We start from the raw sequence: 22,294 nt of genomic DNA on the forward strand, positions 1-22,294 counted from the left end.
TCCACCTCCAGTTAATTTCTGTTCTCTATTTATGCAAATCCGTGATTGGAGAGAAAATCTTCACTGATACTGCGCGGCTTGCCAGCACCTGTCTCCCGATGTCCTCTCCCATACTGGAGCAGATGATCCACATATTTGCCCAAAATATCGCATTCGATATTAATGGTATCCCCTGTCTTTTTTACATTTAGTACAGTTTCACCAATGGTATGCGGGATAATGGAAACCGTGAATGCGGTATCCGATGTATGGACAACGGTCAAGCTAATGCCATCCAGTGTAACTGATCCTTTGGGGATCAGATATTTGAACAACTGGTGATCATCAGGCTTGATCTCAAACACAATTGCATTCTGATCACGTGTTATACTGCCGATCACTCCAGTACCATCAACATGGCCCTGAACGATATGGCCGCCAAAACGACCGCCTGATTGCATGGCCCGCTCCAGATTAACTTTACTGCCAGATTGCAGCTGACTGAGATTGGTATGGCGATAGGTTTCAGGCATTACATCGGCGGTAAAACCTCCACCTTCGAGCGTTGTCGCAGTTAAGCACACGCCGTTCACTGCTACACTATCACCAATCTTCAGATCGTCCATGATGGCGGAAGCTCCGATATTCAGGACCATCGCTTCGCCTTTCCGACCAATACGCCGGATCTGACCGACTTCTTCCACCAAACCGGTAAACATGCTGCCGCCTCCCTTTTTCAAGTTATAAAGAACCTAACTTTCTACTTTCAAATCCATTTATTTATTCAGGCCACACCGGAATACCGCCAATGCTGATATTATCTCCAACTTGTTCGATCTCCAACTGATTCAATTGAATCGCCTGATTCATACGTTCCACACCCTCGAAGCGGAAGCTTCCAGGTGTATCATAACCGCCTACAATCTTCGGAGCGATAAACATGAGCAGTCGATCGACCAACCTTGCCTCCAGCATGGCTCCATTCAAGGTGCCTCCACCTTCAAGCAAAATTGAACCAATGTCACGCTCACCCAACTTGCTAAGACCGTTTAACAGATCCACACGTGGTCCAGGACCACAGCGTATAATCTCGACGCCGTAGGCTTCCAAACGTTCAGCAGCTTCAGGACTGGCTTCGTCTGTTGTCAGCACCCATGTTGGAGCAAGACCATCCTTAACCATTTTGGCACCTACGGGAAGACGTAACTTGGAATCCACTACAATGCGCACTGGACTAATGCCTTCGACTTGCAAACGGGTTGTAAGTTCCGGATTATCGGCGATTACCGTGTCGACGCCAACCATAATTCCCTGGTGCCGATGACGAAGGGCATGCACAATCTCACGAGCGGGCTCGTTAGAGATCCACTTGCTGTCTCCGCTGCGCGTTGCAATTTTGCCATCCAAAGTAGTAGCCGTCTTCAGTGTCACGAAAGGTAGACCCGTTGTAATAAACTTAATGAATTTTTCATTCATGCGTCTTCCACGCTCACGCAGTACGCCAACTTCAACTTCAATGCCTTGTTGACGAAGCATGCTTATACCCCTGCCGGATACTTGCGGATTTGGATCTTCACAACATACCACAACACGTTTCACCTTTTCATGAATCAGGCGTTCACTACAAGGTGGCGTCTTGCCATAATGACTACAAGGCTCAAGTGTAACGTATACCGTACTTCCTTCTGCATCACTGCCTGCCATGTTAAGTGCATGCACCTCTGCATGACCGGTTCCACGTTTCAGATGGCTCCCCAGGCCTACAATACGACCCTCTTTCACAACTACACATCCAACGACCGGATTAACCCCCGTCTGTCCCTGTGCTCGTTCCGCCATATCCAATGCCAGTGCCATATAAAATTCATCATTGATCATTTCCAAATCCGTTCACCCCGCGGTTTAAAGTCTTGTTTATTAAAAAATCCCCGTCGAACAATCAGTTCGATGGGGATGATGAGAGACAATTGTCACCAGCAGGAGTGAAATGGATACAGCACGCCAACACTTTGCCCAAAACTTCATTTCGGGCAAGTGAAAATAGACACATACCTTAATGAACATCAATTACAGGTAAAGAGCTTTTATAGTGCGGCATATGTATGGAACTGTCCGGCGTAACCGGATCTTCCCTGCACAGTCCAAGCATCACAAATCGTGACTGTGCAGCAATACTCCTGCTGAATGCAAACCTGTTAGGTCTGCACCTCTCCTTCTCCCATCCAGACTATACTGTCGGTTCTGGAATTACACCAGATCAGCCATCTGCCAATGGCAGACAGGTCACGGACTTTGCATCAAGTGCTGGACATATGTCCAGACACTTGATGCATCACCGCCGGTAGGGAATTGCACCCTGCCCTGAAGGATTGCTTTCGTTATTACTTGGATGTTAGCACTTTAATGCCAAAAAATCAATTGTTTTTTGTTCCTTTTTGTCACATACTAACTTTTAATAAGCTAAGAAACAACAAAAAACCGCTTCCTCTCAAGGAGGCACGGTTTTTGTTTGGAGACACATTTCACATCCATCGTATCATTCTACATATCAGGAAAACACCAGCTCGCCATATGCTTTAATTCTTTGGCATTATGGAATGGAGTGCGATCAGGTTCTTGCAGGGGCGAAGTCGGAAGCGGGAACTCTCTTGCCACCCTTCTGACCCAACTTGTGGAATCGATCGCAATAGCCGAGCATTTCCAGCGTCCATTCGCTCTCGGTCGAAACGTCCCATGCAAATCTGCTTTACCCGGCATCTCTGGAAAGACACCATCCAGATATTCAACGATGACGCGCTTGTCTCTGACTTCATGACAATATACAGTCACCCATACACCTTCTCGGACCCGAACAGCATACACATCGCCAGACTGTACCTCCCCGGTACCTGCATCAGGAGATGCCTTTGGTACTTTTCCACGAACACTTCTCTTCTTCTCCAATGCCCCTAAGATCGTGTCCTTTAGAGCTGGACTCTCATCAGGCTTATCCGCAAGAGATATATTATTCAGATCAAAATCATGAAATATCTTGTTCAGGTTGTTCTCATTAATTCCGACAGATGAATCCCACCACGCCAGAGGGGCCTGCACTTCCACCCGCACATTGGGGCGTGCGTCACGCTGCATATAAGAGGTGAATTCCGTGATCATTCCGGGATGTTCCGGCGTATCCAATATGCCAATCAGAGCTAACGTCTCAAGCAAATCACGGTAAGCATATTCCTTCTGTGTAGGCAAAAGACGTTCCTTCTTGAGCGCTACTGCTGCCTTGCTGTAACGTGTTTTGGGAGGTAATTCGCGCAGCACCGTTAACACCGCACGGAATGTCCAGCGGTCGTACTCATTGGGTATTGGAAGCTCCTGTGCGGTAGCCAGCTCTCGAAGTGCCAACACGCATCCAAAAGGATCACCGTCCAACGGGGTTCCATTGGTCATCCGCCAATACCATTGCAGCGTTGTGTCGGTTGCTTGATCTACACTTAATCCGCAGATCTTACAAGTGTTCGAAGATGGATATGGCGTATGTTCATGACTTGGCATACTGCTCGCAATAAGCTTGCCCGTAAGCAACGAGCGCCAGATCATGGGTGCTGACCACAAAGAGGATACAAAGGCCTGCGCTGCATCATTGATCGTCCATTGATTCGCAACTTTTTTCAGCTCAGTAATCGTTTCATCATGTTGCGGACGTACAAAGCGATTCGGTTCATGCCCGGCTGCCTCAAGCGCTTCTCGATCCTTTACGGATAGACTATCCGGAACGACATGGCGCGATGCCTGCAATTCTTCATCCCACAACGTGCGCTCACTATAAATTTGTTTTAACAAGCTTAGCTGAGTAACCATATCCAAGGTTTTATTCATCCTTTCTAATCACCGATTTCAAGTATGTAAAAATAAAAAAAGTGCTTCTATAAAAGAAGCACTTCATGTATGGATCCAGTTAAGGTGAAGGTATTAAGCTTCTACAACTTCAACAGTTTCCATTTTGTCTTTACCTTCTAAAGCATCCACGAACTCCATACCTTTAGTTACTTTACCAAATACCGTATGTTGTCCATCCAAATGTGGTTGCGGTTGGTAGCAGATGTAGAACTGGCTTCCACCTGTGTTACGGCCAGCATGTGCCATAGCAAGTGTTCCGCGCTCATGTTTGTTTGGGTTAATTTCACAGTTGATTGTGTAACCTGGGCCACCTGCACCGGAACCGTTAGGGCATCCGCCTTGAGCTACAAAGCCCGGGATAACACGGTGGAATGTAAGACCATTGTAGAAACCGGAATTAGCCAGTTTCTCAAAGTTTGCTACTGTGTTTGGAGCTTCTTGATCGAACAGATCGATCAGAACTTCTCCGCCGTTTGCCAATTTAATTTTCGCTTGTTTCGCCATATGTAAATGACTCCTTTCGTATTGACCATCGTTAATGGTGCCAGAACGCATGACCCTGGGCCAAGCATTACAGCACTTTTCTTAGTGTACACCGAAAATGTCTGGATCGCAAAAAAAACGGCAACTTTTTTCATGATTTAGCTCAAATACTCAAAAAGCAGACAAAAAAGGAAGTTCCTTTTTCATCTGCTTTAACTTTAAGAGCGCTATATCTTGAATAATGCAGAAACGCATTATCTTTTGACGAATTAGCGAGTAACTGGCTGTTTTCCAATGCGCGCAGGTACCAGGTCATTCTGGATGATATCTTGATACGTCTCACGGCGTACCACGACATCCCCTTGACCGTCTTTGACAAAGACAACGGCTGGACGACGAATCCGGTTGTAGTTGCTCGCCATGGAGTAGTTATACGCACCTGTGCAAGCTACAGCGAGTAGGTCGCCACTTTCCACTTTTGGCAGGTCCAGATCCCAGATCAACATATCGCCACTCTCGCAGCATTTACCCGCAACGGATACCGTTTCCTGAGCAGCCTCATTCGCACGGTTAGCAAGCACAGCTTCGTACTTGGATTCATACAAAGCAGGACGTGGGTTATCGGTCATACCACCATCCACGGCAACGTATTTACGCACGCCTGGAATGTCTTTGCTTGTTCCAACGGTATACAGCGTTGTTCCCGCTTCACCCACGATGCTGCGGCCTGGTTCAACCCAGATCTCAGGTACGGCATAGCCGATTTGAGCAAAATGATTTTTAACGGCATCTGTAATAGCCTTCACGTATTGTGCAACTTTAAGCGGCGTATCTCCATCGATATAACGGATTCCGAATCCCCCACCAAGGTTAACCACTTTGAAAGCAACATTAAGACGCTCATATACACTTGCTGCAAATTCGGCAACACGTTGAACAGCCATCTGGAAGCCTTCAACTTCGAAGATCTGGGAACCGATGTGGGAATGCACACCGAGCAATACCAGGTTAGACTGCTTGGAAGCCAAGTCAATCGCTTCAAATGCTGTACCATTACCGATATCGAATCCAAATTTGGAATCCGTTTGACCTGTGGAAATATATTCATGCGTATGTGCCTCAACACCAGGCGTCACACGAAGCAAAATGTTTACTTTACGATTTTTGTCCGCTGCTACAGCCTGCAACAGATGCAATTCATTGAAGTTATCAACAACAAAACATCCAATCTCTGCATCAAGAGCCATTTCGATCTCTTCCAGCGTTTTGTTGTTACCGTGGAAGTGAATGCGCTCAGCCGGGAATCCTGCTTGCAGTGCAGTAAACAGTTCACCGTCAGATACGACATCCAGGGAAAGTCCTTCTTCAGCTGCAAGGGCACACATCGCCATTACACAGAATGCTTTACTTGCGTAAGCAACCTGGAAGCCCAATCCGGAAGCACGGAATGCTTCCATGTACTCTCTGCAACGCTCGCGAACCAATTGCTCGTCCACAACGTACAGGGGAGTTCCAAATTGTTCTTTCAGATCTGTTGCATCAACTCCGCCAATCTCCAGATGTCCTTGCGCATTTATTTTACTTGTACCATGTAAATACATAATCTGCATTCCTCACTTTTTATATACTGGAACAATTGATATTCCAATGATTTTACACCAGTATATCAAATTAGGCAGCGAGATGAATGGATTTTTTGGAAGATCATTTGTGTTTTTTACTTTTTTGCAGTTCCCCGTCCGGATCATCGGACATTTTGGTGTTGTCACGGGTTTTATTGAATGATGGACGTTTTTTATTTTCCAGTAGCGGAAGCCGGAATAAAAAGTTGCCCAAGGCCTTTGCATTAAACGGTATAAAAGGCCAGAGATACGAAGAATTGTACGACCGGTGAACGGTGAGCGCCAATATGAGTAATGTACAGCCCACGACCAACCCCGGAACCTTGAATATCGCAACAGCGACTAGCAGAACCAGCCTGACCAGCCTATTGGCGAGACCCAATTCGTAACTTGGCGTGGCAAACATACCGATGGCTGCGATGGCCATATAGAGCACAACCTCATTGACAAAGTATCCTGTTTTCACCGCGATATCCCCGACTAGAATGGCCGCGATTAAGCCCATAGCCGATGCCAGAGGTGTAGGCGTATGGACCGCTGCCATACGTAATAAATCGACGCCCAGTTCGATCAGTAGAAACTGTAGAATCAGCGGTAGCTTTACATTTTCCTGTGGACCAATGAAGTCAAGTCCCATCGGTTTAATCGAAGGGTCAATAACCATGAGAAGCCATAATGGTAGCAAAAACAACGAGATGAGAATCCCTGCAAAACGCACCCATCGTAAATATGTTCCCATCAAGGCCGTCTGTCTGTTCTCCTCCGCATGCTCACATAGGTCGAAAAAGGTCGTTGGTAGAATCATCACACTGGGGGAAGTGTCTACGAAAATGACGACTCGTCCTTCCAGCAAATGAGAAGCTGTAACATCTGGTCGTTCCGAATAACGAACGAGTGGGAACGGATTCCAACCCTTGTTGATAATCGCTTCCTCCAGCTGTTTATCGGCTGCGGGAATACCATCGATATCTACTCGCTGAATTTTTTCACGAACTGAATCGACCTGCACTTTATCCACAATATCATCAATATACACCACGCAGACATCGGTTTGTGTTCTCCGCCCCACCTGCATAATCTCAAACTTCAGTCCCGGGTCGCGTATTCTGCGACGCACCAGGGTCACGTTAGTCAGGAGTGTTTCGGTAAAGCCGTCTCTGGAACCTCGGACTACCCTTTCCAAGGAAGGTTCTTCGGGTGAACGTACTGGATAACTCCGGGTATCCATAATTAAGACCGAGCGGTCTCCTTCAACGAACATTGCGCTCATACCGGTAAGAACCTTGTTGATGACCGCACTCATCTTCTCGACTTTCTCCACCTGAATATGGGGAATGTAACATTCAAAATAAGATTTGAGAGCATGTCCGGACACGTCATCCGGCGTGAGATAGGTCAGTCTTTTCAACACTTCAAGCAAAATCTCATCCTTGGCGAAGCCGGTGATCATCAGCAACCCAACGTGCTTGCCACCCAGAACCATTTCCCTCATATTCACGTCGAAGGATTCTCCGAGCCCCAGTACCTGTTGCAGTGTATATCTATTCTCACTCATGCGTGGGGAGATATCATCGTTTTCCTGCCAATATTGTACAGATTCCTCAATGCTGTCGGACATCTCATTTTGTTTTTTCTTACTGTACGCTTTCTCCTCTTCTTCCTTCTGAATCTCATAAGCAGACTTGTGTAACATCTCTTCCGTTATACCTTCACTATTTTCCTGGCCTGTGTGCTCCGTTCGTTCATCCATCTTCCATCCTCCTATGGCCACGAGTTACCGTTGATATATAAAAAAATCAAACAGGGAACCTGTCATTTTACCCAAAATCATGGCGAGCAGTAATCCAAATAAATAAGGTTTCATGCCCAATCGTTTGGCTAGCACGGGTAGTACATTGAGTACCTCAGTGAGCGCTGCGGCCAGCAGACCGATGAACACGCCACAGAATAAACCAACGATTGGGCTGAGCAGCAGCACCCCATGCATTTTCCAGTGCCAGAAGTCCGCCACTGTCCCAAGCAGTGAACCACCAATTAGCGCCCCTTCGTACCAGTGAGTTTTGTCATACGATTGCGTAAGTTGAGCCAACCTGGGAATCATATCGAGCACCAGAATAAGCGCAATTACGCCGCTCCCTACGGCAATTCCCCCTGCAATACCCAATACAATGCTGATTGCTCCATTAAGAACGCTCATCCGCATTCATCTCCCTGCGTTCCTGCTCGTGCATCCGTTCACTTTCTTCAATCACTACATATTTATCTACATTTTGCTGGTATAGGAACATCTCTACTTCCAGCGGGGTAGGTTCCTCATTCCATTTTTTCTTGAACAAATGATTAAAAAATACTGCCATTCCGAATCCAATGCCAATGGAATACGCCACTTGGAACAGATAGGGATGTTCGTCCCGATGCCCAGTAAGCATCTCCACAATACGAATCTGTACTTCCTGCATGTTCACATCGGCATGAAAATTCATAATGGTTAAGGCCGATCCGAAGAACAGCAGCAACCAAACCAATATGAACAGAGACTTGGAAGGTTGACCATTTCCCGCAATGACTTCAACCAACGTATGGCCTGATCCTATCAGTTCCACACTTACCTCCGGCAAAATGTGCCGAATTCGGGGAATTATCTGCAATATATCAATGAGGATCAGATTGCCATCCTCCGGTCCAGGGCGTAGCAGTTCAAGCTCCAGTAGCCTGACCTCTTGGTCTTCTGAAGAGGTCAGTACATGTGCAATGTCTCCAAGCTTGACTGCTCTGCCCCTCTGGATGCGAATACGGCTGCGCAGACGAATATAGACCATTGGAGTGGGTGTCTGGGACATCCATAGCACTCCTTTACTGCGTAATTTAGGTTAGTATTTGAAGAATGTGCAAATTTATTACAAACTGGTTGGAAAAAAGGTGGAAGGTTGAGTTGACGCTGCGGGATGGATCGGTCATTGGTCGCTGTTGCTCGGGGGGAGGATACACGCAGACACTCCGACGGCAGACCAACCTTCTGATCGCTGTTGTCTCCAAATTCTTATGATTGATTTCTAAGTGTTAGAAATTTGGAGACAAAGGCGCACGCTTCGCTTCTTCAGGTCTAATCTGCCGCCTGCGTTGCTTATGTATCCTTAGATGAACCCTCACGCTTCGCTCCTTTCGACCGATTCCATCCCTCCGCTGCCCATCGTCCTCCCGTTTCCAAACGTTTGAAATAAATATGCTGGGGAGGTGGCAGAAAGGGAATCGAAAAATGAGCTTTTTTGGGGTTATTCTTCTCACAATTCTATGATGTTGGAGTTGTCTTCTGCATGCGTCTTAGAAGTTGTTTAGAAATTTGGAGACAAAGGCGCACGCTTCGCTTCTTTAGGTCTAATCTGCCGCCTGCGTTGCTTATGTATCCTTAGATGAACCCTCACGCTTCGCTCCTTTTGACCGATTCCATCCCTCCGCTGCCCATCGTCCTCCCGTTTCCAAACGTTTGAAATAAATATGCTGGGGAGTGGGCAGGGAGGGAATTGAAAGATGAGCTTTTTGGGGTTATTTTGCTCAAAATTCCATGACTTGTGAAGGTAGCTTCTGGATATTAATTTTAGAAATTTGGGGATTTGAAGCGCAACTGAGTGTGAAGCAAAAAGTCGCCGTATGAGCGACTCTTCGGTATTGGTAGATAGGTTCACGGATCATGAACAATAATTCAAGAATTATGTTCTTTTTCTCTTTTGTTCAATTCCCTTCTAAATCGTAAAGGGGTTGAATTCATTGTTTTGCGGAATTGGTTAATGTAATAACTCGTGCTGTTAAAACCAACCTCATAGGCAATTTGGGTGATACTACGCTCGGAGAGTTGCAATAGTTCAATGCTTCTTTGGATGCGGTACTCGATCACATATTGCATGGGTGTGGTTTTCAGGATTTGCTTGAAATAACGGCATGTCTCCGATCGACTTAACTGTCCAGCCTTTGCAATATCTTCAAGCTTAATTGGATCGGCATAATTGAGATTAATCCATTGCAACATGTCTTTCATTCGGTTGTTTCTGCTCATCTCTGATGGATCATGTTCAAGAGAATATCCGTTCATAATCAGCAGTTTCCACATATTAAGCACCGCAGAAGCAACATTCACTTCGTAAAAAGGAACTTGGTGCACTAGCTCCTTTCTAATCCGTGCAACAGCATCCAAGATCTGTTCTCCCCAAGCGTTAGCTCTTTCGATATACAGAAAAGGCAAATTAGTTGCTGTTACATATGGATGTACGTACTTTATATACAAATCCGAAGGCATGATAACGTGTGGGGACAAATTCAGACATAAATAAATGCAGTTCTCGCTCACCCCGTGATCTTCGGCCATATGCATTATTCCACTGTTGATAAAAATCCCGTCACCTTTGGACAAAATCATCTTTTGATCGTTGATATGAAACAACGCCGTACCCTGAAGAACGGCAACAAACTGCAATTCATCATGCCAGTGGAGAGGAATATGTCTGTGAACATTTTGAACAATGGTTGTCTCATAACAAGCTATAGATAATGTATCGGTACGGTGTTCCGTCATTTCTTTCAAATGTTGATCAATGATAAATTCGATCTTCTGCATGGCCCTCATCTCAATATAGTTATATTTTTAAGTGTAATATTGATATAAATGTATCGTATTTCTCCTTAATATAACACTATTCTTATATTTAAGGTGAGGCGAACAAGAATGACAACTTCTGCAAAATCCAAAATTTCAGGTATCGTACTCGTTCTGACGGGAGCCATCTGCTGGGGCATTGGGGGTACGGTATCTCAAAAACTGTTTCAACTGGATGGAATTGAGGTCAATTGGTATGTCACTGTACGATTGTTGATTGCTGGGTTACTATTACTGGTTATTCAATCGTTTACAAATGGACGATTTCAGATTTTTGATGTATGGAGAAATAAAAAAACGGCTGGGCAGATGATCATTTTCGGATTGGTGGGCATGCTCGCCGTTCAGTATACGTACATGGCATCCATTAAACACGGCAATTCGGCGGTGGCTACACTCCTGCAGTACCTGTCCCCTATCATGATCATGATTTACATCGCACTCCGTAAGCAGTCGGTCCTCACACGCAATGACCTTGCATGCGCCGTTCTGGCTCTCAGTGGGTGTTTTCTCCTGCTCACGAATGGCTCGCTTACGCAGTTATCTGTCTCCTCGCTCGCAGTGATATGGGGACTGTTATCTGGGGTTTCAGCAGCATTTTATACGCTGTATGCCGTGCAACAGATTAAAAAGTTCGATTCACTTGTTGTGGTCGGCTGGGCTATGATCATCGGTGGTTTGGGAATGAGTTTTATTCACCCGCCCTGGAAAATGAATTTTGCTAACATCACGCTCGAAACCTACGGTTATTTGATATTTACAATCCTTTTTGGAACCATGATTGCTTTTTGGTTTTATATTGCGAGTCTCAAAAGTCTTACACCCAAGGAAACTAGCCTGCTCGGGAGCGCAGAGCCGCTTGCTGCTGTTGGAACAACCGTCATATGGCTCCATGAACCTTTTGGCTTCTATCAATGGATTGGTATGGCATGTATTCTTGGCATGATGCTGGTCATGCAGTCCAATCGTTCGGAATCTCCCCGTATTAACAACAAATAACCTCCCTCGCCATAATGCGCGATAGAAGGTTGTTAGTTGTCGTATATTGGTGTATAAACGCCAATACTGTTGGTGCAACCCATGAAATCACTGCGCGATCTGGTCGCGGATGGATTGCAGTATTTTTTTCTCCAGACGTGATACCTGCACCTGAGATATTCCCAGCCTGCTGGCAACCTCGGACTGGGTCTGATCTCGGTAATACCGAAGATAAACGATTAATCGCTCCCGCTCGCTGAGACCACCGATGGCTTCGTTCAGAGCCAGCTTGTCAAACCAACGTTCCTGAGACTCGTCGGCAATCTGATCCATTAACGTGATGGGATCACCGTCATTCTCAAATACGGTCTCATGGATGGAGGTCGGTGGTTTGTTCGCTTCCTGGGCAAATACAACTTCCTCCGGAGTTACCCCCAGCTCTGCGGCAACTTCCTTAATCGTTGGTAAACGATCCAGATGTTTGGACAGTTCGTCCCTTTTTTTGCGGACTTTATTCGCCATCTCTTTCAGTGAACGACTGACCTTCAGGGTACCGTCATCCCGCAGGAATCGCTGGATTTCTCCGATGATCATAGGTACCGCGTAGGTTGAGAACTTCACGTCATAACTGAGATCGAATTTGTCTACTGATTTGAGCAGACCGATACAACCAATCTGGAACAGATCTTCCGGATCATATCCCCTGTTCATAAAACGCTGTACGACGGACCAGACGAGTCTGATGTTGCAGTTCACCAGCGTATCCCGTGAAACATGGTCACCCGACTGACTGAGCGCAATCAGCCGTTTGACCTCGGCATCGTCCAAATAGGTCTGTGAAGATGGTTTCACTTCAGCATCCATAAGAACACCAACCCCTAATTATACAATGCTTTCTTGGATTCAATCCTTTTTTTCATCTTGATGGAGGTGCCTCTGCCGGGCTCACTGCTGACTTCGAATTCATCCATAAAGTTTTCCATAATGGTGAAGCCCATGCCCGACCGCTCAAGTTCGGGTTTGGACGTATATAGCGGCTGCTTGGCCAGTTCAAGATCTTCGATTCCTTCACCGCGGTCTTCCACGATGATTGTGATCATGTCTTCCCGAATCTCCGCCTGGATGGACACCACACCCTCGGAGTTGTTGTTGTATCCGTGGATGATGCTGTTGGTCACGGCTTCCGAAATGACCGTTTTCAGGTCACTGAGCTCGTCCATCGTTGGATCAAGCTGGGAGATAAACGCAGCAACGGTTACCCGTGCAAACGACTCATTCTCTGACTTGGCCGCGAATTGCAGATTCATGAAATTTGTCCCTGTTCCTTCATTCATGAGACGACCTCCAGACCTGAGAGAGCAGTTCCCTCATTTTCGTATATCGGCATAATCTTAAACAGCCCCGACATTTCCAGCAAACGGTACACTGGCGAATTGACGTCACAGACAACCATCTTGCCACCTTTATTCTTAATGAGCTTGTATCTTCCCAAAATGACACCCAGACCTGAACTGTCCATAAATTGCAGATCTTTCAGGCTGAGTACGAGATGCTCGCTTTGTCTCCGCTGGATGGCTTCATCCATTTGCATCCGTACCATGTCAGCTGTATGGTGATCCAGCTCCCCGGATAATCGTACAATCAGAATCCCGCGATGGTGTTCCATTTCCACATGCAAGTTCACGTTTGCTCACTCTCCTCCCTGTCTTAGAACAAGGATTTCTACGCTTCCGAAGGCTTTTCCTGCCCCCCGACAAAACTAGAAGAAAACCCCTATTTAACTACAAAATATGTTCGAAGGATGTGTGCAACTCGCGGAAATCGCCGTTTAGTCAAACAGATTGGACGTTGTCCGCTTGAACAGCTTCCACCAGCCAGCCTTATTCACATCCTGCGGAGCCTGAATGTCGAACTCCTTAATGACGTCGTTGCCCTGGTAAACAACCAGTTTACCTATACTTTGCCCGGCTTTGATCGGAGCTTTCAATTCTTTGGCAACCAGCAATTCATGCCGGATGTCGTTGGATTTGGCTCCTTTGCGCATCAGCACACTATAATTTTGCGTGGCATTCAGAGGCAATTCGGCAACTTCACCTTTTTCGATCTTCAGACTACCCAGCAGATCCCCTGCCTTATAGAGAGCCTTCATCGTATATTGACTGAACGCATAGTCAAACATCGAAGATACTTCGCTGTTCCGTGTTTTAGTATTTGGTTCACCAAGTACCACGGAAACGACACGTAATCCATCCTTGGACGCTGTTGCGGAGAGACAGAACTTCGCTTCGGATGTGTAACCTGTTTTCAAACCATCTGCCCCTTCATAAAAACGAACCAGCTTGTTTGTATTCACCAGCCAGAAGGGCTTTTCCGTATCTTTGCGAAGGTAATCCTGATATGCACCGGTGTACTTCGTAATCCCGGAATGTTTCAGCAGTTCACGGCTCATGACGGCAATGTCATGGGCGGAAGAATAATGATTATCGACCGGAAGGCCGTTACAGTTGGCAAAATGAGTATCCTTCATGCCAAGCTCCTTCGCCCGCTCATTCATCAGCTGTACAAAGGCTTCTTCCGAGCCAGCGATCTTCTCAGCCATCGCTACCGAGGCATCATTGCCCGAAGCCATCGCGATCCCTTTTAACATATCGTCGACCGTCATTTCTTCCCCAAGCTCCAGAAAGATCTGCGAACCGCCCATGGAAGCTGCGTATTCGCTCGTTCTTACTTTGTCGGTCAGCTTCAGCTTACCCGAGTCGATCGCTTCGATTGTAAGCAGCATGGTCATAATCTTTGTAATGCTCGCTGGAGGCAGCTGATCATGACTGTTTTTCTCATAAATGACCGTTCCCGTGTCTGCATCCATTAAGATCGCAGAGCGCGCCGACGGGGCCAGATCAGTTCCTCCCGCTGCCTTCGGTGTTTCTTCAGCCAATGCTGTTGATGCCATAAGGGACAGCAGGATACAAAGGGTCATGAACGATGCCATTATTCTTTTCTTCACAAGGTTACCTCCTCAAATGACTTGCTTACTGCATGTTCCATGCATGTACTGCTAATCATTGTCGGCCCGTTTCCAGTAAATTATTCCATGTAAAGCATGATTTCCCGAACTTTTATTGAAAATGTGGTCATAGCCAAAAAAACGCACTGCACTCAAGGAATGAGTAACCGTACGTTCAACACAACAAAAAAAGGTTACCCCCCTATGATTTCTCATCTAAAGAGGTAACCTTATCTACTCAAATCTTGCTTACATTTGTGGAATAACTGCCACTACCAGCGCCAGGAACGACTCACGCACACGTTCCGTCGTCTCCATAACCTCATCATGTGACAGCGGCTGGTCCAGAATTCCAGCAGCCATGTTGCTGATACAGGAAATACCGAGTACTTCCAGGCCCGCGTGGCGTGCCACAATCACTTCAGATACAGTGGACATGCCCACTGCGTCTGCGCCCAATGTACGCAGCATTCTGATTTCTGCCGGTGTCTCATAGTTCGGACCGAGCATACCTGCGTATACCCCTTCACGTACGTTAAAACCTTGTGATGCAGCCGTATCCTTCGCCAGCGCACGCAAACGGCGGCTATATGCTTCGGACAGATCCGGGAAACGCACGCCCAGTGCAGCGTCATTTGGTCCGATCAGTGGATTTTTGCCTGTGAGATTCAAGTGATCCGAGATCAGCATCAAGTCTCCAGCTTCATACGACGTATTCACGCCGCCTGCAGCATTGGTTACAAGCAGGCTGCTTACACCCAGTTCTTTCATAACCCGTACCGGGAAAGCTGTCAATTCCGGACCATATCCTTCGTACATATGGAAACGGCCTTTCATCATCACGACTGGACGACCTTTAATGGTTCCGACCAATAGTTCACCTTCATGTCCTTCTACTGTGGACACTGGAAAATGCGGAATATCCTGATAAGCAATACTTACGCCATCTTCAATCAGTTCTGCCAGTACGCCAAGACCTGAACCCAAAATCAAACCGACTTCCGGCTTGATGGAGCTTTTGCTTTGAATATAAGATGCTGCTTCCGAAATCATTTGTTGGTTTAATGCTGTCATGCGATGTATGTTCCTCCTTGAGTTGAAACGATCCGTCTTATGTATAACGGCGTTTGGATGTATTCAATTTATTTTATCCTAAATCGGCCCAATGTTCCGCATTTATTTGTGAATGTCATGCGTCAAAATCTATCTTGCCCTCGGATGATGGGTTTCATAGATTTCTTTCATGGTTTTGCGACCATGATTGCCATATTGTTGTCCAGGCTGCTCCACGTGACCCAGCATGTCTTGAACCGCACGTGTATCCGCCCCATTGGCAATCAGGTGTGCTGCAAACGAATGACGAAGGGTATGCGGCGTAATTTCTTCCGAGATTCCCGCATCCACCGCCGCTTTTTTGAGCAGCTTCCAGAAGCCCTGCCGGGTTAAACGTCTACCAGATACATTCACGAATAGTGCCTGCTCGTCCGAATCGGTTTTGAGCAACTTGTTGCGGAATTCCTCCACATATACACTTGCCCAATGTGCAGCTGGTGCACCAATGGGAAGGATACGTTCCTTGCCCGCCCCACCGCATCGTATAAAGCGCATCCCTGGCTGTACATCCCGAATGTCAAGGGCAATCAGTTCCGAGACCCTAATGCCTGTAGCATATAACAGTTCAAGCATCGCTCGATCTCTCACACCCTGCGGTGAACGAGTATCAGGCGCTGTCAAAAGTTGTTCGATCTCTTGGATACTTAACACCTGTGGTGGCGTCTTGTCCGCCTTGGGAGCTTCCACATCAAACGTAGGGTCCTGTATAATATCACCCCGCCGCATCAAAAAATGAAAGTAGGAGCGCAGAGATACGATGCTGCGGGCAATGGTTGCATTGGCACGTCCTGCCTGTTTGAGCTGACCTGCAAACAGGACGACATGTGTACGTCTGACCTGGTCGGCTTCGCGTATGCCATATTCCTTATCTGCAAATTCAATGAACTTGTCCACGTCTCGGAGGTACGATTCAAGCGTGCTGCTCGACATCCCTTTATCATCTTCCAAGTATAAGGCATAGGCGTGTATCGTCTGTTTCATGTACAACGCTCCTCAACTGACAGATCTGCCGCTCTGGCAGACTGCTCCCGTATTTGCATCCCTGGCTGTTCGAAGCTACTCCCCGTACCAATAGAACAAACGGAGACGCTCTGCCATCGTAGGACGTCCTTCTCCATTACCCGGCCAATCCATTTCCTGAAATACTTTGATTGCATTGCCAGTTGGCATCTGATACTGATCCACAGGTGAGATCCAGCCATTAAACAGATCCAGAACATGATAGAACAGATAAACTAATGCAGCAAAAAATATAATAAATCGAATAAAACGGAGCCCTCTCCGCACTGATATAATCATGGGCGCGTCCCCTCCTGATTCGATTCCGGTAATGTCCTTGAATCAGGGTATGTCCATAAACACAGGTTTATGCCATTTGGGCGAAACTCCAGATCATGTCCGGTGCCAAAAAAGCTCTCCCGTCAAAACCGCCGGTGAGAGCTTGAAGATATGCTATGTTATTCTTCATCTTTGGGTTTCTGTTCATTTTTAGCTTTGCAACGATAACAAATTCCATGAAAGTCCAGTCGGTGATCTACTACCGAAAAGTTGAATTCCCGCTCCAAACGCTCTTCAAGCGGTCCAAGCCAGTCTTCACGTATTTCATCCATACTTCCGCATTGAACACAGATTAAGTGATGATGGTGATGCTTGGATGTATCTCCGCGCAGATCATAACGCGCTACACCGTCGCCGAAGTTGATTTTCTCTACAACATGCAGCTCACTCAGCAGTTCGAGGGTACGGTACACGGTTGCCAGACCGATTTCGGGAGCCTTTTCTTTAACGAGCATGAATACATCTTCTGCGCTCAGATGATCTTCTTCATTCTCAAGAAGTACTCTTAAGGTGGCTTCCCGCTGGGGCGTTAATTTATATCCTTGGGACTGTAGTTGCTGCTTAATTTTATCAATCCGTGCTTCCATTTTCTCCCTCCCCCTAGGAAATCACTGCACACTGCAACTTAACCCACTCTTTTCATTATAGGGGGAGTGCGTAATTAAAGTCAACATTTTACACTATACGGTGCACGTTAGGCCGGTAGTAACATTGGCGTGACCCAACGCATCATTGCAGGTGTAACCCATGTTTCAAAAGACGCCACGCCGAGCAGCAATGCAGCCATAACCAAAGTTAACACTATATATGAAGCAAAAGGCCTTTGTCGACCAGGTGTTCGCTGCATCAAAACACGATTGCGAATGATGTATAACGAGAACGTCATCGCCGCTACACTGCAGATCAGGAGGATCGGAATGACAAATAGATTATGCGGTGCCACGGACACCAGTGCAAACAGCAACCCTTTCCAGGAATACTGTCCAACAAGGTACCCCACTGTGAATCCAATGAGCACACCTTTCAAAAAATCCAGAACCAGTATACCGGGTAGTCCAACGACGGATAAACCCAGAATAAAGATCAGACCCACCCATTTCAGATGGAGCATGGCAATGTCCCAATATGCCCCGGTCTCAGTCACTTGTGCACTGTGCTGCACGGTCATGAAGAAATTACCGAGATAACCCTCCAAATCCTGACGTTGCTCGAGAGACAATGCGTTCACCATGAGCGCACCAAAAATGACGCCGACCAGAAACAAGACGGCCACGAATACATATAACGAAGTCTGACCTTTAAATGTAAAGTAGGAAGAGCGCATACAGGTACGAGTCCCCTTTCCGGTATCATGCTGCAAGGATTTTCATTTACATCCTCATAGTCATTCTTATGAACCGGAATGCACCTGTATGACTTCTTGTCCAGATTGGACCTCTGTAAAACGAAAGCTATATGAGTTGAACTACAGAATATTTACATGGGGTCACTCCGAAGCTTTTTCCTGAACAGCAACCTTTCCGTACGTACCGCCACCTCCGGAGGACAGCTCCAGTTGTCCGTTCCGTGCAGCCACAATCAAGCCTGCCAGCACAGGTCCAACAACCGCAGCAAGCTCTTCCTCACGCGTGCGATGAAGTACGTTCATTTCTGTACCAAAATGGTCCAGTAGCTGGCGCAGTTTGGCTTTGCCAAGTCCCGGGATGAACTCCAGTGGTATCTGATAATGATAGGCTGGTCTGTTTGCAGGAACATGAGGACTCTCTCGATCAGAGATCGCCAAGATGCGATCCAGCACCCCCTGCACCAGCTTCAGACTGCCACAGTGCGGACAGCGCTCTGCAGACATCGCTTGCTCATCCATAATGCTGCCACATGCTGCACAGTAGGTACGATGATATTTGCCCAGCCTTGGATTAAGTCCATAATTGGCCGCAATTTTCCTGCCGGCTTCTCCTTGAAGTACCATACGGAACTCATCAAAAGAAGGAGCAGCAACTTGCAGTTCGTTATACTCCCGTCCAATCTTACCGAGTGAATGAGCATCCGAATTGGTCAGAAAAGGTACATGATCCAATTCCCGAATATAACTGGCCATGGATGAATCAGAGCTTAAACCCAGCTCTACCGCATCCACGAGACGGGTATCCAGTACATCGCCCATACGGGGCGCCGTACTGCCATAGATGCCTTTATGCGGTGTAAATACATGTGCAGGCACAATAAGCCCACCACGTGCCTTAATCTCCGCCTGCATCTCAAGAGCGGGCACGTAGACACGCTGAGAACTGAGGTTCACATTTTTCATATAACGTTTCATCCAGTCCGTGAAGGACTTCATCGTTTTCAGATCACGGAAGTACGCCAGCATATGGAACTCACGCATTCCAGGCTCGCGCAGCTCAATCTCTGTACCCAACAGAATGGTCGTATCCTGATAGGCAATACCGCCGCCCTCAATCTCGGACATGGTACCACTCTCCAGCAATTGCTCAATATCCATCTGTACAACCGGAGAATGACAATCAATAACACCAAGCAAATGAATTCCTTTGCGATCCGATGCTTCCCGAGCAATATTCTCAAATGTCAGATCGCGACTGCCGCTGATTTTAACAGCCTCACCGCGTGTGGTTCGTCCAATGTGAATATGCAGATCTGTGTAACAGGGCTCCCACATCGTGGACGTTTCCAGTTGGTCTTGCATGCCTAGAACCGTCCTGTCGTTCTGTAAAGGTCCCACGCGTACACGGCCATCATCGTTTTGGCATCGCTAATCCGGTTCTCGTCCATAAGCGCATAGGCTTCCTCCAGAGTGATTTCGGCAACTTCAAGGAATTCATCTTCGTCCAGCGCCATGTCCCCTGCTTCCAACTCTTCAGCGATGTAAAGATGAATGATCTCATCTGCGAACCCCGGTGACGTGTAAAACGAACGCAAATGACGCAGCGACTTGGCTACATATCCCGTCTCTTCTCGCAATTCACGTGCTGCGGCAACTTCCGGCTCTTCTCCCGGGTCCAGTTTTCCCGCAGGAATCTCCACTTCGGTGCGTCCCATTGCCTGACGATACTGATCCACAACAAGCATGCGATCCCCATTCAGAGCCAGTACAGCTACCGCTCCTGGGTGCCGGATTATCTCACGTGTAGCCGTCTGGCCATTCGGCAGTTTAACGGTATCGACTTGAAGTGAAATTACTTTGCCCTCGAAGATTGGCTTAGTGGATACGGTCACTTCATCTAGTTTTGGATTGGCAGGTTGCGCCGCGTGGATGGATTGGACAGATTGGTTTGGTTTCATTGGTTCTTCAACTCCATATCGTAGGATTATATATTTGGTTAATGTATATATCTCTGATTTTGGGCATATGGTGAGCGTATAGGATTCTCACAGCAAATATAAACGAATCAGGGGGACTTTCAATGAACAGTTATATGACGCCTCAATCCTTACACGTGGTAGGACAAGCCCGGCAAGTACAGCTCATACTCAAACAATGGTTGCGCGAGTGGGGCCCGGATGCCAAGTTAATCGATCTGCTAGCTGGACGTAAATGAATGGGGAATCGATCCATTGTTTCATTTTTGACCCTAAATTAACGAGTCTTCTCACTTGAAATATAACATGAATTCACAAAAAGTCCGAATCCGATACAGATAGACCGGGTTCGGACTTTTGTCTAACAACATGTGAGGTAACATGTGCTCTATATTATTTCTTGTCAGCTACCGTTTCCTGAATAATAGCTACGACTACCTGAGATAACTTCACAATGTCTTCGGCACGAATACGTTCTTTGGTTGTATGAATATCTTCATACCCTACCGCCAGATTCACTGTCGGAAGGTCGAATCCGTTAAAGATATTGGCATCACTGCCACCACCGGAAGCAAACGTACTTGTCTCCAGCCCAATACTGCGGATGGCACGCTGTGCAAGTTGTACAACTTCGTGTTCATCATGGAAGCCAAATGCAGGGTAAAGGATCTCACTTCTGAATTCAGCTGTTGCACCGTATTTGCGACAAGTCGTTTCCAACGCGTCACGCATCTGTGCAACCTGCAATTCAACTTTCTCCTGAACAATACTGCGAGCTTCCGCTTCAAGCTGTACAAAGTCACATACCACATTGAGTGCTGACCCACCCTGGAATTTGCCAATGTTTGCTGTTGTCTCGTCATCAATTCTGCCCAGTGTCATCGCTGCAATTGCTTTTGCGGCAACCTGAATGGCGCTGATCCCGTCTTCCGGATTCACGCCAGCATGGGCAGACTTACCATAGATGCTCATTTGAATTTCAGCTCTCGCTGGAGCAGCAACACAGATCGTGCCTACAGCTCCATTAGAATCCAGCGCATAACCGAACTCGGCATCGATATCCTTCGGATTCATGGCACGTGCACCCACCAGTCCAGACTCTTCGCCGACCGTAATGACAAATTGAATTTTACCATGTGGAATCTTGTTTTCCTGGATCACACGAATCGCTTCAAACAATGCCGCAATCCCTGCTTTGTCATCTGCTCCCAGGATCGTTGTTCCATCACTGCGGATCCAGCCATCTTCACCCAGTTCAGGCTTGATTCCCTGTCCCGGCGTCACGGTGTCCATATGACATGTGAAAAAGATCGGTGCAACCCCTTCAGTTCCTTCGGCTTCCCAGGTAATGACGAGGTTTCCTGCGCCATGTCCGGTTTGCTCCATGGTATCATCCTCATAGACATGAAGACCAAGCTCTGCAAACTGTTCTTTTAACACCTTCGAGATGTTCTGTTCATTTTTCGTTTCACTATCAATCTGCACCAGTTCCATGAACTGATCGATAACACGTTGTTGTTTAATCATAGGACTTTCCTCCCTCTCGTAGATACGGTACAATACAATTACTATGGCTTGTTTATTTTATGAGGTTGTTCAAAAAGTCTGCTTTTGATTACGAAGGATGCCTGGCGGCATCATCAGCATCGAATATGGAATTCAGCCGAAATGTCCGTTGCTCACGTAGTTTTCCCTACGCTCCGCTACTCCATTTCTAGCTTCATCCCATCTTCTTGGTACTGAAAACCAGTCTTTTTGAACATACACTTTATGGTGAAAGGAGTTCTCTCATCCATGCAAAAAAAGAAATGGTTCAAAATCATCATCTATCTCATGCTGATAGCCATGATCGGGTCCACCCTTTTCATAGCTCTCGAACCGTTGCTGTTTGGATAGCAACCTAAAGCCTTTCGACGACCT

24 protein-coding genes and 1 riboswitch are annotated in these 22,294 nt (G+C 46.9%); of the genes, 3 read left to right on the forward strand and 21 right to left on the reverse strand.

Features of this window, described 5'->3' with window-relative positions; translation table 11 throughout:
- Positions 1 to 29 precede the first annotated feature (29 nt).
- The 9 genes from ribE to MHI52_RS19750 all read right to left on the reverse strand — a co-directional run bounded on the left by ribE (position 30) and on the right by MHI52_RS19750 (position 10,581).
- Positions 30 to 698: a riboflavin synthase gene (gene ribE, locus MHI52_RS19710; RefSeq protein ID WP_036607839.1), complete on the reverse strand. Its 669-nt coding sequence runs from the start codon at positions 696 to 698 to the stop codon at positions 30 to 32.
- Between the two features lie 61 nt (positions 699 to 759).
- Entirely contained in the window at positions 760 to 1,863 is a 1,104-nt protein-coding gene (ribD, locus tag MHI52_RS19715) for a bifunctional diaminohydroxyphosphoribosylaminopyrimidine deaminase/5-amino-6-(5-phosphoribosylamino)uracil reductase RibD (protein WP_164783406.1), read from the reverse strand.
- Between the two features lie 322 nt (positions 1,864 to 2,185).
- A riboswitch (FMN riboswitch) is annotated at positions 2,186 to 2,352 on the reverse strand.
- A gap of 168 nt (positions 2,353 to 2,520) precedes the next feature.
- Positions 2,521 to 3,846 carry a hypothetical protein gene (locus MHI52_RS19720; protein WP_405157503.1) on the reverse strand — a complete coding sequence of 442 codons (1,326 nt, stop codon included), beginning with the start codon at positions 3,844 to 3,846 and terminating at the stop codon, positions 2,521 to 2,523.
- Positions 3,847 to 3,939: 93 nt separating this feature from the next.
- Positions 3,940 to 4,371, reverse strand: coding sequence for a peptidylprolyl isomerase (locus MHI52_RS19725; protein WP_017687646.1), 432 nt, complete (start codon positions 4,369 to 4,371; stop codon positions 3,940 to 3,942).
- A gap of 248 nt (positions 4,372 to 4,619) precedes the next feature.
- Complete coding sequence (lysA, locus tag MHI52_RS19730; protein ID WP_405157504.1) at positions 4,620 to 5,951, reverse strand: diaminopimelate decarboxylase; 1,332 nt, start codon at positions 5,949 to 5,951, stop codon at positions 4,620 to 4,622.
- A 103-nt stretch (positions 5,952 to 6,054) separates the two neighbouring features.
- Positions 6,055 to 7,722, reverse strand: coding sequence for a spore germination protein (locus MHI52_RS19735; protein WP_036607848.1), 1,668 nt, complete (start codon positions 7,720 to 7,722; stop codon positions 6,055 to 6,057).
- 24 nt (positions 7,723 to 7,746) lie between these two features.
- Positions 7,747 to 8,175: a stage V sporulation protein AB gene (locus MHI52_RS19740; RefSeq protein WP_026080996.1), complete on the reverse strand. Its 429-nt coding sequence runs from the start codon at positions 8,173 to 8,175 to the stop codon at positions 7,747 to 7,749.
- Positions 8,156 to 8,812 (reverse strand): stage V sporulation protein AA, encoded by a 657-nt coding sequence (locus tag MHI52_RS19745; protein ID WP_036607850.1) that lies wholly within the window; start codon positions 8,810 to 8,812, stop codon positions 8,156 to 8,158. The genes MHI52_RS19740 and MHI52_RS19745 overlap by 20 nt, the downstream gene beginning before the upstream one ends.
- 860 nt (positions 8,813 to 9,672) lie before the next feature.
- Positions 9,673 to 10,581: a helix-turn-helix domain-containing protein gene (locus MHI52_RS19750; protein WP_405157505.1), complete on the reverse strand. Its 909-nt coding sequence runs from the start codon at positions 10,579 to 10,581 to the stop codon at positions 9,673 to 9,675.
- Between the two features lie 108 nt (positions 10,582 to 10,689).
- On the opposite strand from MHI52_RS19750, the gene MHI52_RS19755 reads away from it, so the two are divergent.
- A complete protein-coding gene (locus MHI52_RS19755; protein WP_405157506.1) occupies positions 10,690 to 11,619 on the forward strand; it encodes a DMT family transporter in 930 nt (309 codons plus the stop codon).
- 87 nt (positions 11,620 to 11,706) lie between these two features.
- Here the strand turns inward: MHI52_RS19755 and sigF are convergent, their stop codons facing one another.
- The 11 genes from sigF to MHI52_RS19810 all read right to left on the reverse strand — a co-directional run bounded on the left by sigF (position 11,707) and on the right by MHI52_RS19810 (position 20,356).
- Entirely contained in the window at positions 11,707 to 12,462 is a 756-nt protein-coding gene (gene sigF / locus MHI52_RS19760) for an RNA polymerase sporulation sigma factor SigF (RefSeq protein WP_036607856.1), read from the reverse strand.
- Between the two features lie 14 nt (positions 12,463 to 12,476).
- The gene (gene spoIIAB / locus MHI52_RS19765) at positions 12,477 to 12,932 is read right to left on the reverse strand and encodes an anti-sigma F factor (RefSeq protein ID WP_036672324.1); all 456 of its coding nucleotides are present in this window, start codon (positions 12,930 to 12,932) and stop codon (positions 12,477 to 12,479) included.
- On the reverse strand, positions 12,929 to 13,282 hold the full coding sequence (gene spoIIAA / locus MHI52_RS19770; protein ID WP_017687636.1) for an anti-sigma F factor antagonist: 354 nt from the start codon (positions 13,280 to 13,282) through the stop codon (positions 12,929 to 12,931). The genes spoIIAB and spoIIAA overlap by 4 nt, the downstream gene beginning before the upstream one ends.
- 144 nt (positions 13,283 to 13,426) lie before the next feature.
- Complete coding sequence (locus MHI52_RS19775; RefSeq protein ID WP_405159404.1) at positions 13,427 to 14,548, reverse strand: D-alanyl-D-alanine carboxypeptidase family protein; 1,122 nt, start codon at positions 14,546 to 14,548, stop codon at positions 13,427 to 13,429.
- Positions 14,549 to 14,851: 303 nt separating this feature from the next.
- Positions 14,852 to 15,676, reverse strand: coding sequence for a purine-nucleoside phosphorylase (locus tag MHI52_RS19780; RefSeq protein ID WP_036607861.1), 825 nt, complete (start codon positions 15,674 to 15,676; stop codon positions 14,852 to 14,854).
- A 129-nt stretch (positions 15,677 to 15,805) separates the two neighbouring features.
- Positions 15,806 to 16,696 carry a tyrosine recombinase gene (locus tag MHI52_RS19785; RefSeq protein WP_036607863.1) on the reverse strand — a complete coding sequence of 297 codons (891 nt, stop codon included), beginning with the start codon at positions 16,694 to 16,696 and terminating at the stop codon, positions 15,806 to 15,808.
- A 75-nt stretch (positions 16,697 to 16,771) separates the two neighbouring features.
- Positions 16,772 to 17,014 carry a DUF4227 family protein gene (locus MHI52_RS19790; RefSeq protein WP_036672325.1) on the reverse strand — a complete coding sequence of 81 codons (243 nt, stop codon included), beginning with the start codon at positions 17,012 to 17,014 and terminating at the stop codon, positions 16,772 to 16,774.
- A gap of 158 nt (positions 17,015 to 17,172) precedes the next feature.
- The gene (locus tag MHI52_RS19795; protein WP_036607866.1) at positions 17,173 to 17,640 is read right to left on the reverse strand and encodes a Fur family transcriptional regulator; all 468 of its coding nucleotides are present in this window, start codon (positions 17,638 to 17,640) and stop codon (positions 17,173 to 17,175) included.
- Positions 17,641 to 17,747: 107 nt separating this feature from the next.
- Positions 17,748 to 18,377, reverse strand: a complete 630-nt coding sequence (spoIIM, locus tag MHI52_RS19800) for a stage II sporulation protein M (RefSeq protein WP_017687629.1) — start codon at positions 18,375 to 18,377, stop codon at positions 17,748 to 17,750.
- 162 nt (positions 18,378 to 18,539) lie between these two features.
- Positions 18,540 to 19,760, reverse strand: a complete 1,221-nt coding sequence (locus MHI52_RS19805) for an endonuclease Q family protein (RefSeq protein WP_405157507.1) — start codon at positions 19,758 to 19,760, stop codon at positions 18,540 to 18,542.
- A gap of 2 nt (positions 19,761 to 19,762) precedes the next feature.
- Positions 19,763 to 20,356, reverse strand: coding sequence for an NUDIX domain-containing protein (locus MHI52_RS19810; RefSeq protein WP_405157508.1), 594 nt, complete (start codon positions 20,354 to 20,356; stop codon positions 19,763 to 19,765).
- A 122-nt stretch (positions 20,357 to 20,478) separates the two neighbouring features.
- Here MHI52_RS19810 and MHI52_RS19815 point away from each other — a divergent pair, with 122 nt between their 5' ends.
- Positions 20,479 to 20,613: a Z-ring formation inhibitor MciZ gene (locus tag MHI52_RS19815; protein ID WP_100527202.1), complete on the forward strand. Its 135-nt coding sequence runs from the start codon at positions 20,479 to 20,481 to the stop codon at positions 20,611 to 20,613.
- A 154-nt stretch (positions 20,614 to 20,767) separates the two neighbouring features.
- Here the strand turns inward: MHI52_RS19815 and MHI52_RS19820 are convergent, their stop codons facing one another.
- Positions 20,768 to 21,901 carry a M20/M25/M40 family metallo-hydrolase gene (locus MHI52_RS19820; RefSeq protein ID WP_405157509.1) on the reverse strand — a complete coding sequence of 378 codons (1,134 nt, stop codon included), beginning with the start codon at positions 21,899 to 21,901 and terminating at the stop codon, positions 20,768 to 20,770.
- A gap of 267 nt (positions 21,902 to 22,168) precedes the next feature.
- On the opposite strand from MHI52_RS19820, the gene prli42 reads away from it, so the two are divergent.
- A complete protein-coding gene (prli42, locus tag MHI52_RS19825; RefSeq protein WP_017687624.1) occupies positions 22,169 to 22,270 on the forward strand; it encodes a stressosome-associated protein Prli42 in 102 nt (33 codons plus the stop codon).
- The last annotated feature ends 24 nt before the right edge of the window (positions 22,271 to 22,294 follow it).

This window comes from Paenibacillus sp. FSL H8-0283, from assembly GCF_045040675.1.
Lineage (GTDB): Bacteria > Bacillota > Bacilli > Paenibacillales > Paenibacillaceae > Paenibacillus > Paenibacillus amylolyticus.